This is a genomic window from Streptomyces solincola (assembly GCF_002982015.1).
Taxonomy (GTDB): Bacteria; Actinomycetota; Actinomycetes; order Streptomycetales; family Streptomycetaceae; genus Streptomyces; species Streptomyces solincola.
Map to the genome: position 1 here is coordinate 1 of NZ_PVLV01000505.1, position 13,997 is coordinate 13,997.

Here is a 13,997-nt window from a genome sequence, read left to right on the forward strand (position 1 = left end):
GGCCCGGCCGATCGCGCGCCGGGAGAGCCGGCGGGCTCAGCCGGTGCCGAGGCCCTCGACGAGTTCGGCGCCGGGCAGGTCGGCGAGCGCCTTGCCGGGCACGATGAGCTTGCCGCGGCGCCGGCCGCTGCCGATCAGCACCCAGGCGGTGTCCACCACGGCGGGGTCGATCAGCAGCGGCCAGGCGGCCGGCAGCCCGATCGGGGTGATGCCGCCGTACTCCATGCCGGTCTCGCCGGTCGCCGTCTCGCGCGGCGCGAACGACGCCTTGCGCGCGCCCAGGCGGCGGCGCACCGCCCCGTTGACGTCCACCAGGCTGCGGGAGAGGACCAGGCAGGCGGCGAGGGTCGTCTCACCGCCGCGCTTGCCGGCGACGACCACGCAGTTGGCGGAGGCGTCGAGGAGACCGGGGCCGTAGTGCTCGGCGAAGACAGCGGTGTCGGCGAGGTCGGGGTCCGTGTCGACGTACAGCAGTTGCCCGGCGGGGACGCTGCCGCGCCAGGCGCGGAACGCGTCGGCGACGGGCGCGGTGAGCTGGTCGAGCACGTCGGGGGCGGGGTCGGCGTGCGGGAAGTTCCCGAGGGGTGCCTGCATGACCCGCAACGTAGCAACGCCCGTGCGGTGTGCGGCGGGACGTCTCAGGACCCGGGCGCGGAGCGGTGCGCGGGGGTGCGCAGGGCGTCGGAGGTGAAGCGGACCGGGGGGATGGCCGAGGCGAGCGTCATCAGCACCGTCTGGTCGCCGTCGTTGCGGTACGCGTGCGGGACGTCCGAGACCAGGACCGCGGAGGTCCCGGCGGGCACCGGGTACTCCACGCCGTCCGCCACCAGGGTGAGGACGCCCGCGGTGACGTGCAGCAGTTCGGTGGTGCCCTCGGGGTGCGGGTCGGAGACCGAGCCCTCGCCGGGGGCGAGCGTCCAGGCCATCAGCTCCATCGGCACGCCGCTGGCCTCGGTGCCGACCAGCAGGATGCCGCTGCTGCCGCCGGGGGTGGACCACATCCGTACCGTCTCGCCCGCCGGCACCAGCCGCACCCGCGGCCCTGGTTCCTGGTCGAGCAGGACGGCGATGGAGACGCCCAGGGCGTCGGCGAGCTTCACGGTGGTGCCGACGCTGGGGTTGGTGCGGGCCTGCTCGATTCCGATGATCATGCCGCGGCTGACGCCGGCCCGGGCGGCGAGCACGTCGAGGGTGAACCCCCGCTCGCCCCGCCACCGTCGGAGGTTGCGTGCGAGCGACTGGGTGAGCTGGTCGAGGTCCGGCACGTTCCGTCCTGGGAGAGCCTGGGGGCTTGGGGGCCTGGGGCCTTGGATGCCTGTGGGCCTGGGGCCCGTGCCCCGGGAACTCTACTGCGCGCCGCCGCCCGCCCGGCGGGCGGTCCGCACGGCCGCGAGGGCCGCCCGCGACGACTGCGGCTACCGCTACCCCTGCGGTTGCGGTTGCGGTTCGGCGAGGTCCGCGGGCAGTCCGGCCAGAGCCGCGAGCTGGGCGGCCGTGACGTGCTCCGGCAGCGGCACCGGCGCGGGGGTGCGGATCGGCGGCTGCCAGCCGAGCGCCGGGTCGTAGTGGCGTACCGGCCGGGCGGGCGCGCCGGCGACCACCGTGTGGTCGGGCACCTCGCCTCGGACCACCGCGCCCGCGGCCACGACCACGTTCCGGCCGAGCCGCGCGCCGGGCAGGATCACCGCGCCGGTGCCGAGCCAGCAGCCGGGGCCGATCTCCACCGGCGCGGACCGCGGCCACTGGCGGCCGACCGGCTCGTCCGGGTCGTCGTAGCTGTGGTTGGTGGAGGTGATGTAGACGTACGGGCCGCAGAAGGTGTCGGCGCCGATGTGTACCGGGGCGTCGGCGACGACGTGGCTGCCGCGGCCGAGGACGACGCCGTCGCCGAGGGTGACCACCGGGTCGGGGCCCAGGTCCAGGTCCGGCAGCATGCCGGCGGTGAGGGTGACCTGCTCGGCGATGATGCAGCACGCGCCCAGCTCGATCCACCGTTCGCCGAAGACGGTGCCCTGCGGGAAGGCCAGCCGGGTGCCGGCGCCGATCCGGCGGAACCGCAGCCTGCCCGGGCGGTCCGCGGTGACCGCGCCCGCCTGCTGGACCAGACGCCAGCCGCCGTGCACCGCCCGGGTCACCGCGCGGCGCCGCCAGGCGGCCAGGGATGAGAACGTGTTTCTGTTCTTCGGCACTCCGTCACGGTAGTCGCCCGCCCGCCGGGCGGTCCCTGCGGGAACCTGTGACGTTCGCCCCACCGCCCGGTCCGGCCGGGGCGTCGCCTACGGTTCGACATCGGCGCGAAGGACACCAGCGGAGACGAGCGAGGAGCGGCGATGGCAGAGCGGGCGTTGATCACCGGAGTGGGCGGCAAGCGTCCGGACGTGCATCCGGAGGCGTTCGCGGCGCCGACCTCCGTGGTGGTCGGCGAGGTGACGATGGCGGCCGGGTCGAGCGTCTGGTACCACGCGGTGCTGCGGGGCGACTGCGGCCCGATCGTGCTGGGCGCGGACAGCAACATCCAGGACAACTGCACGGTCCATGTCGACCCGGGCTTCCCCGTGACGGTGGGCGAGCGGGTCTCGGTCGGGCACAACGCGGTGCTGCACGGCTGCACGGTGGAGGACGACGTGCTGGTGGGCATGGGCGCGACCGTGCTCAACGGGGCCCGGATCGGGGCGGGTTCGCTGGTGGCCGCGCAGGCGCTGGTGCCGCAGGGGATGCAGGTGCCGCCGGGTTCGCTGGTCGCGGGCGTGCCGGCGAAGGTGCGGCGCGAGCTGACGGCGGAGGAGCGCGAGGGCATCAAGCTCAACGCCGCGATGTACCTGGAGCTGTCGAAGGCGCACGCCCAGGCGGCGCGGGAGGCGGACTAGCGGTACCCGGCGGCCGGGCCGCCCCCGCGTTGGGCGGCGGGGCAGGCGGCCGGGCCGCCCCGCGTCCGGCAGGGGTGCGGGGGCGGCCCGCGGGTCAGCTCTGCGGGCGCAGGGTCCAGACGATGGTCATCTCGCCGGTGACGGCGCCGTCCTCCCGGGTGATGGCGATGTGCACCGGGAACTCGGGACGCTGACCGGCGTCGAGTTCGGCGACCACCTCGGCCTTGGTGCGGCCGAGGGTGGCGGTGGCCGTGACGGCGCCCATGGCGAGCTTCCGGTAGCCGATATCGGCCTTGACGGCGAGCGGCACGGCACGGCCGAGCTGGTCGGCGAAGGCGCCGATGACGATGGCGCCGCTCGCGGACTCGGCGAGGGTGAACATGGCCCCGGCGTGCGGGCCGCCGACGTGGTTGTGGAAGTCGGGCTGGTCGGGGAGGCGGAGCACCGCGCGGTCGGCGGTCGCCTCGACGACCTCCAGGTTCAGGGTCTTGGCCATGGGGACGGTGGCCAGCAGCATCTCGCCGATGTTCGGCTGGGTGTCGGACATGGCCCGAAGTTACCAGGGAGTAGCCAGCGGGGGAACCGGGTGCCCGGGGGCGGGCGTGGCAGCCCTCACCCCGCCCCTCTATGGTTGGCGGCCATGTGGCCAGGACAGCAGCCGCCCGGGGGCGAGCAGAACCCGCAGGACCAGAACCCTCAGGGGCAGACCCCGCAGGGGCCGACTCCGCAGGGACAGAACCCGTACCAGCAGCCGGGGTACCAGCAGCCCAATCCGTACCAGCAGCCGACGCAGCCGGGTTACGGCCACCCGTCGGCGTACGGGCAGGGGCAGTCGAACCCGTACCAGCAGCCGACGGTGCCGACGCCCGGGCTGGCCGGACCGCCGCAGCCCGGCGGCGGGAACGAGCGGCGCAAGACCGTCGTCACCGCGGTCGTCGCCGCGCTCGCGGTGCTGGTGACGGCGGGCGTCACCGGCTACCTGGTGCTGGGCAAGGACGAGGGCCAGCCGGTCGCCGGCGGCGGCACGGACGCCAAGCCGTCCAAGAGCGCCTCCTCGAAGCCGGCCGAGAAGAGCTCCGCGCCGGTGGACAACCCGCGCGGCGGATCGACCGCCAAGCCCACGATCGAGGGCTGGAAGGTCGTCTACAACCCCAAGCGCGAGGCCCAGTTCGACGTCCCGGGCGACTGGGAGGTGCTGGGCGCCGGCACGTCGGTCGGCTTCGAGGACGAGAAGAAGGGCGACGGCTCCCCGGCCGTCGTCATGAGCGCGCCGGCCGAGTACAAGGGACGCTGGTGCGTCACCAACGATCCCAAGACCGGACGCGAGGACGAGAACGGTCTGGCCATGACCGGCACCAAGGGGGCCCAGGGCGCCAAGGACACCGCCGAGGCCGCCCGGGTCGCCGCCGCTGACTGGGTGTGGGCGGGCTACGCGCAGACCGAGCCCAAGGGCACCGTGAAGGTCACCGAGGCCAAGGCGTACACCACCGCCTCCGGCCTCACCGGCCACGTCGCCACGGCCACCGCCAAGGGCACCAAGAAGGAAGGCAAGTGCGACACGGACGGCAAGTCCATCGCGTTCGCCTTCAAGAACGCGAACGGCGACTTCGCGATCTGGCTGCTGTACGCCAACGCCGGCATCCCGGACGAGCTGGACGACGCGACGATCCAGAAGATCCTCGGCACGGTGCGGCTCGCCGGCTCCGGTTCCTGACCGCCGGAGGCCGGCCGGCGGAAAAACGGTTGGCGAACGGGCGCGCCGGCGGGGACAGTCCTGAAGTGAGAAGCTCCGACGCCCCAAAGGCCCCCGTCCCAGCCCACCGCTTCCGGCTCCGCCCGGGCAGGCGCCGCCCGCGGTGGGCGGGGCGGAACTACACCCTGCTGACCGCCGCCGCCGTCATCACCGGCCTGGGCAGCCACGGCGCGCTGATCGCCGCCGCGTTCGCGGTGCTGGAGGCCGGCGGGGACGGCGGCGACGTCGGTCTGGTGGCCGCTGCCCGGACGGTGCCGCTGGTGCTGTTCCTGCTGGTCGGCGGCGCGATCGCGGACCGGTTGCCCCGGCACCGGGTGATGGTGGCGGCCAACGCCCTCAACTGCGCGTCCCAGGGCGCGTTCGCCGCCCTGGTGCTGGCCGGCGAACCGCGGCTGTGGCAGATGATGGTGCTCACCGCGCTCGGCGGCACCGGGCAGGCGTTCTTCAGCCCTGCCGCCGAGGGGATGCTGCTCTCCAGCGTCCAGGGCCCGCAGGCGCACCGCGCCTTCGCGGTGTTCCGGATGGCGATGAGCAGTTCCGGCATCGGCGGCGCGGCCCTGGGCGGCGCGATGGTGGCGGCGGTCGGGCCCGGCTGGGTGCTGGCCGTGGACGCGCTGGCCTTCGCGGTGGCCGGAGCGCTGCGGGCCTTCCTGGACGTCGGTCACCTGGCGAAGCGGCCCGCCGGCGGCGGGCTGGTGCACGATCTGCGCGAGGGCTGGCGGGAGGTCACCGGGCGCCCCTGGCTGTGGTCGATCATCGCCCAGTTCTCGGTGGTGGTGGCGGTCGTCGGCGCGTCCGAGTCGGTGTACGGGCCGCTGGTCGCCCAGGAGCACCTGGGCGGCGCCCGGCCGTGGGGGCTGGCGCTGGCCGCGTTCGGCGCGGGCACCCTGGTCGGGGCGGTGGTGGCGATCCGCTGGAAGCCGCACCGGATGCTGCTGGTGGGCACGGTGTGCGTCTTCCCGCTGGCACTGCCCTCGGCGGCGCTGGCGGTGCCGCTGCCGGTGGGCGGCCTGGTGGCGGCGATGTTCGTCTGCGGGGTGGCGCTGGAGACCTTCGGGGTGGCCTGGATGACCGCGCTGCACCAGGAGATCCCGGAGGAGAAGCTGTCCCGGGTGGCCGCGTACGACTGGTTCGGCTCGACGGCGATGCTGCCGCTGTCCACCGCGCTGGCCGGGCCGGCCGAGTCGCTGCTGGGCCGGCCGGCCGCGCTGTGGGGGTGCGCAGGCCTGATCGTGCTGGTCACGTCGCTGGTGCTGCTGGTGCCGGACGTACGCGGCCTGACCCGGCGTACGGAGGCGGCCGACGGCTCCGGGGACGGCGGCCCGGTCACCGGTCCCGCCCAGGGCGCGCCGCCGGCCGGCGCGGTGCCGCCCGCCGAGGGCCTCGGCGGCGCGGGCCCCGCGGTGCCCCCGCCCGCCGACGGCCCGGAGGCGTCGGGGTCCGCCGCGTCCGCACGGCGGCCGGGCGCGCCGAGGGACGGGTCAGCCGATGCCGAACGCCCCGTCGGGCGGCGCGGGTGAGGGGACGGCGTCCTCGTCCCGCACCGCGGCCGCGCCGGCGGTGAACCGGGTCAGCGCCGCGCCGTGTTCGACGCGGGCCGGGAAGGCGTCGGCGGCGGCGCGGCGGGCGAGGGCGGCGGTGTCCAGCGGGCCGCGTGAGGCGACCAGCACCGCGTTGCCGAACCGCCGGCCGCGCAGCACGCCCGGCTCGGCGATCAGCGCCAGCTCGGGGAGGACGGCGGCGAACGTGGCGAGCTGGGAGCGGAGGAAGGCGAACGGCGCGCCGTCGGCCAGGTTGGCGACGTACACCCCGTCGGGGCGCAGCAGCCGCGCGGCGGCCCGGGCGTAGGGCAGCGTGGTGAGGTGGGCGGGGACCCGGGAGCCGCCGAAGACGTCGGCGACCAGGACGTCCGCCGAGCCGGCGGGCGCCTGTTCCAGCCAGGCGCGGGCGTCGGCGTGGTGGACGGTGATGCCGGTGTCGGGGGGCAGTGGCAGGTGCTCGGCGACCAGCGCGATCAGACCGCCGTCGGCCTCCACCACGTGCTGGCGGGAGCCGGGCCGCACGGCCGCGGTGCGCCGGGGCAGGGAGAGCGCTCCGCCGCCGAGGTGGACGACGTCCAGCGGGCCGTCGCCGGGCGCGGCGCAGTCGACGGCCAGGGCGAGCCGCCGGGCGTACTCGAACTCCAGGTGGGCGGGGTCGTCGAGGTCCACGTAGGACTGGGGTGCGCCGTCGACGGTCAGCAGCCAGGCCCGTGCGCGGTCGACGTCGGGCATGAGTTTCGCGGTGCCGTGGTCGGTGGCGGCGAGGACGGGCAGCATCTCGGTCACCCGTCCAGTGTCCCCCGGCCGCCGGTGAGTCCCGTCACCCGGACGGCGGATCGGTTTTCTGCCACGCCGGTCGGGGTGGGCGGCGATGCTGACGGATCGGCAGGTCGTCGCCTGGTCAGGGCTCCGCGCGGCGCTCGGGCCAAGGCCCTTGGCGGCGGGGGCGGTCCGCCGAGTGAGGCACGGATTACGGCGTACACCCCGCGATGTCGGTTACTCTCCCCGAATGTTCGAGCCCGTCCCCACCCCCCAGGCCGGTCTTGCCCTCCGCTTCTCCCGGGTGCTGGCCTCGCCCTACGCCCGGCTGTCCCTGCTGGTGCTGGTGCTCGCCTGCGCCGCGCTGGCCGTCGTCCTCTTCGAGCCGCAGAGAGTGCTGGCGGACGGCTGGCCGGTGCGGATGAACGGCGCGGGCGCGGTGGCGCTGTTCGGCCTCGCGTACGGCCTGTGCACCGCGGCGTTCGTCCCGCGGCCGCTGCTGAACCTGGCGGCAGGCGCGCTGTTCGGCGCGTACGCCGGGCTGGGCGCGGCGGTCGGCGGGACGGTGCTGGGCGCCGGGATCGCCTTCGCGCTGGGCCGGACGCTGGGCCAGGACGCGCTGCGGCCGCTGGTGAAGGGCCGGTGGCTGACCGCGGCGGACGGGCAGCTCAGCCGGCACGGCTTCCGCTCCATGCTGGCGCTGCGGCTGTTCCCCGGCGTGCCGTTCGCGGCGGCCAACTACTGCGCGGCGGTCTCCCGGATGGGGTACGCGCCGTTCCTGCTGGCCACCGGGATCGGGTCGGTGCCCAACACCGCCGCGTACGTGGTGGCCGGCAGCCAGGCCGCCTCGCCGACCTCCCCGGTCTTCCTGGTCGCGGCCGGCTTCATCGTGCTGACCGGCGCGAGCGGGGCCGTCGTCGCCTGGTGCAAGCGGCACCGGCTCGGCAACCGGGCCGCCGCCGCCCCGGCGGCCGGGGCGGGACCCGTGGAGGCGGCGGGCGCCGCGCCGGAGCCGGTGGGCGCGGGGCGGCGCTGAGCCGGCCGGCCCGCACCGGCCGGGCCCCTTCCGGCCACCTGCGGGTCGGCCGGGCGCAGCCGTCCATTCACCTGGGGCCGGTACCCTGCCCCGGTCCGGCCGGAGGTGATCGACGTCCCCGCCGGACCACGCCATCTGACCGCACGCTGACATCCGGGACGGCCCCAGCTCCATGAATTGGTTCGAATCGCTCATCCTCGGGCTCGTCCAGGGGCTGACGGAGTTCCTGCCCATCTCGTCCAGCGCGCACCTGCGGCTGACCGCGGCGTTCGCCGGGTGGGACGACCCGGGCGCGGCGTTCACGGCGATCACCCAGATCGGCACGGAGGCCGCCGTGCTGATCTACTTCCGCAAGGACATCGGGCGGATCGTGTCGGCCTGGTTCCGGTCGCTGACCGACCGGGCGATGCGCTCGGACCACGACGCGCAGATGGGCTGGCTGGTGATCGTCGGCTCGATCCCCATCGGCGTGCTGGGCCTCACCCTGAAGGACCACATCGAGGGGCCGTTCCGCGATCTGCGGCTGACCGCGACCACTCTGATCGTGATGGGTCTGGTGCTGGGCTTCGCCGACCGGCTGGCGTCCCGGGTCGAGCAGGGCGCCGCGGCCGGGGCCGAGCAGGGCGGACGGCACCGGGCCGCGCGCGAGCAGAAGACGCTGCGGGACCTGAGCGTGAAGGACGGGCTGGTCTTCGGGGTGTGCCAGGCGATGGCGCTGATCCCGGGCGTGTCCCGGTCGGGCGCGACGATCAGCGGCGGCCTGCTGATGAGCTACACCCGTGAGTCGGCCGCCCGCTACTCGTTCCTGCTGGCCATTCCGGCGGTGCTGGCATCGGGGCTGTTCGAGCTGAAGGAGGCCGCCGAGGGCGGGCACGTGGCCTGGGCGCCGACGGCCTTCGCGACCGTTGTCGCGTTCCTTGTCGGATATGCCGTGATCGCGTGGTTCATGAAGTTCATCACCACCCGCAGTTTCATGCCGTTCGTGATCTACCGGGTGCTGCTGGGCGTGCTGATCTTCGCTCTGGTCGGGATGGGCGTGCTCAGTCCGCACGCGGGCGAGTCGGCGGGCTGATCCGGTCGCCGGCAGGCTGTGCGATCTTGGGCGGCGCGACGCACCCTGGACGCATGGCTTGGCAGGCACCCGTCGTCGTCCACCGCCCCTCCCCCGGCGGCGGCCGGCGCGTCACCATCCGCGGGCAGATCGCGGGACTCGCGCACGATGACGCCGACCTGGTGGAGTTCCTGCGCCGGGCCGGCCTGGACGAGGCGGACATCGCGCTGGACGACCCGCACCTGGTCGAGTGGCGCGGCGGCCGGGCGCACCACTTCGAGGCCGCCTGAACGTTTCGGGTCGGCACGTGCGGGCCACCTGGGGCGGGCGAGGAGGTGTGCCGATGGGAGGGGCCTTCGCGGCCGGGACGGGCCGGCGGCTGGAGTCGCGCGGGTGGCGGGGCGCCGCGGCGCTGGTCGCGGGGGCGCTGCCGGCGCTCGCGTTCCCGGCGCCGGCGCTGTGGTGGTTCGCGTACGTGGCGCTCGCGCCCTGGCTGCTGCTGCTGCGCACCGCCCGTGACGGGCGGCGGGCCGCGTACGACGGCTGGCTGGGCGGAGCCGGCTTCATGCTGGCGGCGCACCACTGGCTGGTGCCGAACCTGCACGTCTTCATCGTGCTGCTGGCCGCGCTGCTGGGGCTGCTGTGGGCGCCGTGGGGGTGGCTGGCGCACCGGATGCTGACCGGGTCTCCCGCCCGCGCCCTGGCGGCGGTCGCGGTGGTGCCGGCGGGCTGGCTGGTGGTGGAGCTGGCGCGGTCCTGGCAGGGGCTGGGCGGGCCGTGGGGGCTGCTGGGCGCGAGCCAGTGGCAGGTGCCCGGGGCGCTGAAGCTGGCGTCGGTGGGCGGGGTGTGGTTCCTGTCGCTGCTGGTGGTGGCGGTGAACACGGCGGTGGCGCTGCTGCTGGCGGGCGCCCGGTGGCGGCGGACGGGACTGGCGGCGCTGATGGCGTTCGCCCTGGCCGGGCTCGCGGTGAGCCGGTTCGCCGCCGTTCCGGAGCCGGCCGGGTCGGTCCGGGTGGCGGTGGTGCAGCCGGGGGTGATCCACGGCGCCGGGGCGCGGTTCGCCCGGGAGGAGGAGCTGACCCGGAAGCTGGCCGGACGGGGTGTGGACCTGGTGGTGTGGGGCGAGAGCAGCGTCGGCGCGGACCTGGCCGCGCGGCCGGAGCCGGCCCGCAGGCTGACCGGGCTGTCCCGGCAGACCGGGGCCTCGCTGCTGGTGAACGTGGACGCGCGGCGGGCGGACCGGCCGGGCATCTACAAGAGCAGTGTGCTGGTGGGGCCGGACGGGCTGACCGGCGAGCGCTACGACAAGATGCGGCTGGTGCCGTTCGGCGAGTACGTGCCCTTCCGCCCGGTGCTGGGCTGGGTCACCTCGGTGGGCGAGGCGGCGGGCGAGGACCGGCGCCGGGGGACGCGGCCGGTGGTGATGGACCTTCCGGGGAGCGGCGGCCGGCCCGATGTGCGGATCGGTCCGCTGGTCTGCTTCGAGACGGCGTTCCCGGACATGAGCCGGGAGCTGGTGCGGCGGGGGGCGCAGGTCCTGGTGGCGCAGTCGGCGACGTCGACGTTCCAGCAGAGCTGGGCCCCGGAGCAGCACGCGTCGCTGGCGGCGCTGCGCGCGGCCGAGACGGGCCGGCCGATGGTGCACGCCACCCTGACCGGGGTGAGCACGGTCCACGGGCCGGACGGCGGGCGGATCGGCGCGCCGCTCGGCACGGCGGTGAGCGGCGCCGCGGTGTACGAGGTGCCGCTGGCCGCCGGCGCCACCCCGTACGTCCGCATCGGCCCCTGGCCGGTGTACCTGGCGCTCGCCATCCTCGCGGCCGGCGCGGGCGGGGAGGCGTGGGCGGCGGTGCGACGCCTTCGTACCAGGCAGCAGCCCTAGACCGGGGTCTGCTCCTGGCAGGCCAGGACGATCCGCTCGCACAGCTCGTGGGTGGCCAGCGCGTCGCGGGCGCTGACGGTCTCGCCGGCGCGGACGGCGTCGAGGAAGGCGTGCACGGTCTGCTCGATGCCGCGCTGGCGGGCGACCGGGACCCAGTCGCCGCGCCGCCGCACGGTGGGCTGGCCCTTGTGGTCGACGACCTCGGCGAGGTTGACCACCTGGCGCTTGGTGTCCTGGCCGGAGACCTCCAGGATCTCCTCGGCGGAGCCGGAGCGGCGGTTCATGGTGCCGAGGGCGGTGAAGCCGTCGCCGGAGAGCTGGAGCACCACATGGTGCAGCAGGCCGCCTTCGAGGCGGGCGCGCACGTCGGTGTGCTCGACGGGGCCGGGCAGCAGGAAGCGCAGGGTGTCCACGACGTGGATGAAGTCGTCCAGGACGAGGGTGCGGGGCGCCTCGGGCAGGCCGGTGCGGTTCTTCTGGAGCAGGATCAGATCGCGCGGGTGGTCCAGGCACTGGGCGTAGCCGGGCGCGTGACGCCGGTTGAAGCCGACGGCGAGGCTGGTGGCCCGGTGCTCGGCGAGTTCCACCAGCCGGCGGGCGTCGGCGTACTCGTAGGCGAGCGGCTTGTCGACGTAGGTGGGCACGCCGGCGTCCAGGAGCCGGGTGACGATCTCGGGGTGCACGGCGGTGGGGGCGTGCACGAAGGCGGCGTCCGGCTTGGCGGCCAGCAGCGAGTCCAGGTCGGCGTGGCGTCCGACCTCGGGCACCCGGTGCGCGTCGGCGGTGCGGGCCAGGGTGGCCGGGGTGCGGGTGTGCAGGTGCAGTTCCGCCCCCGGCAGCGCCGACAGCACCGGCAGGTACGCCTTCTGGGCGATGTCTCCGAGGCCGATGCAGCCGATCTTCACGTGGATGCTCCCTGTCGGTACGAGGTGCCGGTCACCGCCCCGGGCTGGGCCGGTCAGTGCGGGGCGTGGCCGGCCGGGTGCCCGGGTGCCCGGGTGCCCGGTCAGCATACGGGCGCGCCGGCGGCCGCCAGTCGGCGATGCCGTCGAAGGTGCGCAGCGCCAGGCCGGGGCCGAGCCGGCCGGCCAGGCCCATCAGTGCGCCGCGGGCGGCGACGGCGGGAGCGCTGGTGAGGACGGCGAGCCGGGCGACACGGGCCGCCTTGGCGACGACGGCGCTGGTGCGGGGCAGCCGGTCGGCGGAGTACGCGGCGAGCCCGGGGCCCACGTCGGCGCCGGGCGCCAGGTGGTGGGCGAGGACCACGCCGTCCTCGATGGCCTGGTTGCCGCCCTGCCCGAGGGTGGGGGCCATGGCGTGGGCGGCGTCGCCGAGCAGCGCGGTGCGCCCCCGGTGGTGGGCGGGCAGCGGGCGGTCGAGGTGGCGGACGTCGTGGCGCAGGACGGCCTCGGCCGGGGTGGCGGCGAGGATCTCGGGGATCGGCTGGTGCCAGGCGCCGAAGCGGCGCATCAGCTCGGCGTGTTCGGCCTCGGCGTCGGGCGCGTGGGCGTGCTCGGGGGCGGCCGCGGCGGCATAGGCGTAGATCCGGCCGTCCTTCATGGGCTGGGTGCCCCACAGGCCGCCGCGGCCCCAGGTCTCGTGCGGGGCGAAGGACAGGCCGGGCACGGTGGTGACGAGCCGCCAGGTGGTCATCCCGGTGTAGGAGGGGCCGGGGTGGCCGGGGAAGAGGGCGGGGCGCAGGGCGGAGTCGATGCCGTCGGCGGCGACGAGCAGGTCGGCCTCCAGCTCGCCGTCGGGAGTGGTGATCCTGGCCGGCCGGCCGCCGGCGGTACCGCGGTCGGCGAGCGCGGCGGGCGAGGCGGTGCGCAGCGCCCCGTCGGGGAGGCGGTCGGCGAGCAGGCCGATCAGGGTGGCGCGGTGCAGCAGGACGAGCGGGCCGCCGAAGCGGCTCGCGGCGGCCCGGGCGTCGGTGCGCGACAGCCAGCGGCCGGCGGGGGTGCGCAGGCCGCCGTCGCCCTGCCAGGCGGCGAGCGCCCGGACCTCGTCGCCGAGGCCGATGACGTCCAGGGCGCGCAGCGCGTTGGGGGCGAGACCGATGCCGGCGCCCACCGGCGCCAGGGACGCGGCGCGTTCCAGGACGGTGACGTGCCAGCCGCGCCGGTGCAGGGCGACGGCGGCGGCCAGCCCGCCGATGCCGCCGCCGGCGATGACGGCGCGGGCGGGGGCGGGGGACGTCTGCATGGCGGGTGCTCCTCCGTACGGGGCCGTCCTTCGGGGCACGGCCACACCTGCGGCTACTACAGATGTAGTGCCTGCACGCCGCCAACGTACTACGCCCGTAGTGCGACCGGTAGGGTCGGGCGCATGACCGCACGTGCCGAGCTGATCGCCGACACCGCGCTCGCCCTCCTCGTGGACCGGGGCATGCGCGGGCTGACCCACCGGGCGGTGGACGAGGCGGCCGGGCTGCCGCAGGGCTCGACGTCGAACCACGCCCGCACCCGTGAGGCGCTGCTCGAGGCAGCGGTGCGGCGGCTGGCCGACCGGGAGGCCCGGGCGCTGGCGCTGGAGGCGATGCCCGCTCCGGACGGCGGCCGCGCGGTGCTGGCGGACGGTCTGGCGCTGACGCTGCACCGCTATCTGACCGACCACCGGGACCTGCTGGTGGCCCGCTTCGAGCTGGCCATGGAGGCGACCCGCCGGCCCGCGCTGCGGGCGTACTACAACACGATGGGGCACCGCTTCCGGGAGCCGCTGACCGCCCTGATGCGGGGCGCCGGATCGGCCGACCCCGAGCGCCACACCGTCTCCCTGGTGGCCTGGGCCGAGGGGATGATGTTCGCCTGCGCGGTCGGCTCCCTCCACCCGGCCGTCCCGGATCTGGCCGGCATCCGCGCCGGGGTCGCCGAACTGCTGCACGGGCTGCTGGACTCCCCGGCACAGGCCCAGGCCGCCGGCCAGACCGATCCGTCACCCGTGGGGAGCAATAACCGCGGGTAGCGCAGCCGAAAGCCGTCCGCTGCCAGCAGAGTTGGCGGGTGCCACGAACGAGTTCCACCGCAAGTTCCACCGCCAAGGCCCTGTCCCTGCTGGCGCTGGCGGCCGTCGCCGGCTGCGTCTCCGTGGACCCGGGCCCCCCTCCCCCGC

15 protein-coding genes are annotated in these 13,997 nt (G+C 75.8%); 8 read left to right on the plus strand and 7 right to left on the minus strand.

Annotated elements, in window-relative coordinates; all coding sequences use genetic code 11:
* Positions 1-36: 36 nt before the first annotated feature.
* The 3 genes from C6N75_RS25805 to C6N75_RS25815 form a co-directional block, all read right to left on the minus strand.
* The gene (locus tag C6N75_RS25805; protein WP_105871284.1) at positions 37-594 is read right to left on the minus strand and encodes a YbaK/EbsC family protein; all 558 of its coding nucleotides are present in this window, start codon (positions 592-594) and stop codon (positions 37-39) included.
* A gap of 44 nt (positions 595-638) precedes the next feature.
* A complete protein-coding gene (locus C6N75_RS25810; RefSeq protein ID WP_105871285.1) occupies positions 639-1,265 on the minus strand; it encodes a helix-turn-helix domain-containing protein in 627 nt (208 codons plus the stop codon).
* Positions 1,266-1,421: 156 nt separating this feature from the next.
* Positions 1,422-2,189, minus strand: coding sequence for an acyltransferase (locus C6N75_RS25815; RefSeq protein WP_105871286.1), 768 nt, complete (start codon positions 2,187-2,189; stop codon positions 1,422-1,424).
* Positions 2,190-2,330: 141 nt separating this feature from the next.
* Here C6N75_RS25815 and C6N75_RS25820 point away from each other — a divergent pair, with 141 nt between their 5' ends.
* Complete coding sequence (locus C6N75_RS25820) at positions 2,331-2,867, plus strand: gamma carbonic anhydrase family protein (RefSeq protein ID WP_105871287.1); 537 nt, start codon at positions 2,331-2,333, stop codon at positions 2,865-2,867.
* Positions 2,868-2,961: 94 nt separating this feature from the next.
* Here the strand turns inward: C6N75_RS25820 and C6N75_RS25825 are convergent, their stop codons facing one another.
* Positions 2,962-3,414 (minus strand): DUF4442 domain-containing protein, encoded by a 453-nt coding sequence (locus C6N75_RS25825; protein WP_105871288.1) that lies wholly within the window; start codon positions 3,412-3,414, stop codon positions 2,962-2,964.
* Between the two features lie 93 nt (positions 3,415-3,507).
* Between C6N75_RS25825 and C6N75_RS25830 the strand changes: the two genes are divergently transcribed.
* Complete coding sequence (locus C6N75_RS25830) at positions 3,508-4,581, plus strand: hypothetical protein (RefSeq protein ID WP_105871289.1); 1,074 nt, start codon at positions 3,508-3,510, stop codon at positions 4,579-4,581.
* 164 nt (positions 4,582-4,745) lie between these two features.
* Complete coding sequence (locus C6N75_RS25835) at positions 4,746-6,140, plus strand: MFS transporter (protein WP_258177618.1); 1,395 nt, start codon at positions 4,746-4,748, stop codon at positions 6,138-6,140.
* Here the strand turns inward: C6N75_RS25835 and C6N75_RS25840 are convergent.
* Positions 6,102-6,938 (minus strand): spermidine synthase, encoded by an 837-nt coding sequence (locus C6N75_RS25840; RefSeq protein ID WP_407703277.1) that lies wholly within the window; start codon positions 6,936-6,938, stop codon positions 6,102-6,104. The two genes, C6N75_RS25835 and C6N75_RS25840, sit on opposite strands and share 39 nt — an antisense overlap.
* 232 nt (positions 6,939-7,170) lie before the next feature.
* On the opposite strand from C6N75_RS25840, the gene C6N75_RS25845 reads away from it, so the two are divergent.
* The 4 genes from C6N75_RS25845 to lnt all read left to right on the plus strand — a co-directional run bounded on the left by C6N75_RS25845 (position 7,171) and on the right by lnt (position 10,889).
* Complete coding sequence (locus C6N75_RS25845; RefSeq protein ID WP_105871292.1) at positions 7,171-7,956, plus strand: TVP38/TMEM64 family protein; 786 nt, start codon at positions 7,171-7,173, stop codon at positions 7,954-7,956.
* A gap of 172 nt (positions 7,957-8,128) precedes the next feature.
* Positions 8,129-9,028, plus strand: a complete 900-nt coding sequence (uppP, locus tag C6N75_RS25850; RefSeq protein ID WP_105871293.1) for an undecaprenyl-diphosphatase UppP — start codon at positions 8,129-8,131, stop codon at positions 9,026-9,028.
* Positions 9,029-9,081: 53 nt separating this feature from the next.
* Complete coding sequence (locus C6N75_RS25855) at positions 9,082-9,297, plus strand: hypothetical protein (RefSeq protein WP_105871294.1); 216 nt, start codon at positions 9,082-9,084, stop codon at positions 9,295-9,297.
* Between the two features lie 53 nt (positions 9,298-9,350).
* Complete coding sequence (lnt, locus tag C6N75_RS25860) at positions 9,351-10,889, plus strand: apolipoprotein N-acyltransferase (RefSeq protein WP_105871295.1); 1,539 nt, start codon at positions 9,351-9,353, stop codon at positions 10,887-10,889.
* Here the strand turns inward: lnt and C6N75_RS25865 are convergent.
* Together C6N75_RS25865 and C6N75_RS25870 are read right to left on the minus strand one after the other, a co-directional pair.
* The gene (locus C6N75_RS25865) at positions 10,886-11,794 is read right to left on the minus strand and encodes a Gfo/Idh/MocA family protein (RefSeq protein WP_105871296.1); all 909 of its coding nucleotides are present in this window, start codon (positions 11,792-11,794) and stop codon (positions 10,886-10,888) included. The two genes, lnt and C6N75_RS25865, sit on opposite strands and share 4 nt — an antisense overlap.
* Positions 11,795-11,825: 31 nt before the next feature.
* Positions 11,826-13,091, minus strand: coding sequence for an FAD-dependent monooxygenase (locus C6N75_RS25870; RefSeq protein WP_105871297.1), 1,266 nt, complete (start codon positions 13,089-13,091; stop codon positions 11,826-11,828).
* A 123-nt stretch (positions 13,092-13,214) separates the two neighbouring features.
* Between C6N75_RS25870 and C6N75_RS25875 the strand changes: the two genes are divergently transcribed.
* Entirely contained in the window at positions 13,215-13,850 is a 636-nt protein-coding gene (locus tag C6N75_RS25875) for a TetR/AcrR family transcriptional regulator (RefSeq protein ID WP_105871298.1), read from the plus strand.
* The last annotated feature ends 147 nt before the right edge of the window (positions 13,851-13,997 follow it).

Bases quoted from the DNA above. Each gene is read 5' to 3' on its own strand.
- C6N75_RS25805 (WP_105871284.1), bottom strand. From the start codon at position 594: ATGCAGGCACCCCTCGGGAACTTCCCGCACGCCGACCCCGCCCCCGAC.
- C6N75_RS25820 (WP_105871287.1), top strand. From the start codon at position 2,331: ATGGCAGAGCGGGCGTTGATCACCGGAGTGGGCGGCAAGCGTCCGGAC.
- C6N75_RS25825 (WP_105871288.1), bottom strand. From the start codon at position 3,414: ATGTCCGACACCCAGCCGAACATCGGCGAGATGCTGCTGGCCACCGTC.
- C6N75_RS25830 (WP_105871289.1), top strand. From the start codon at position 3,508: ATGTGGCCAGGACAGCAGCCGCCCGGGGGCGAGCAGAACCCGCAGGAC.
- C6N75_RS25840 (WP_407703277.1), bottom strand. From the start codon at position 6,938: ATGCTGCCCGTCCTCGCCGCCACCGACCACGGCACCGCGAAACTCATG.
- C6N75_RS25845 (WP_105871292.1), top strand. From the start codon at position 7,171: ATGTTCGAGCCCGTCCCCACCCCCCAGGCCGGTCTTGCCCTCCGCTTC.
- uppP (WP_105871293.1), top strand. From the start codon at position 8,129: ATGAATTGGTTCGAATCGCTCATCCTCGGGCTCGTCCAGGGGCTGACG.
- C6N75_RS25855 (WP_105871294.1), top strand. From the start codon at position 9,082: ATGGCTTGGCAGGCACCCGTCGTCGTCCACCGCCCCTCCCCCGGCGGC.
- lnt (WP_105871295.1), top strand. From the start codon at position 9,351: ATGGGAGGGGCCTTCGCGGCCGGGACGGGCCGGCGGCTGGAGTCGCGC.
- C6N75_RS25870 (WP_105871297.1), bottom strand. From the start codon at position 13,091: ATGCAGACGTCCCCCGCCCCCGCCCGCGCCGTCATCGCCGGCGGCGGC.
- C6N75_RS25875 (WP_105871298.1), top strand. From the start codon at position 13,215: ATGACCGCACGTGCCGAGCTGATCGCCGACACCGCGCTCGCCCTCCTC.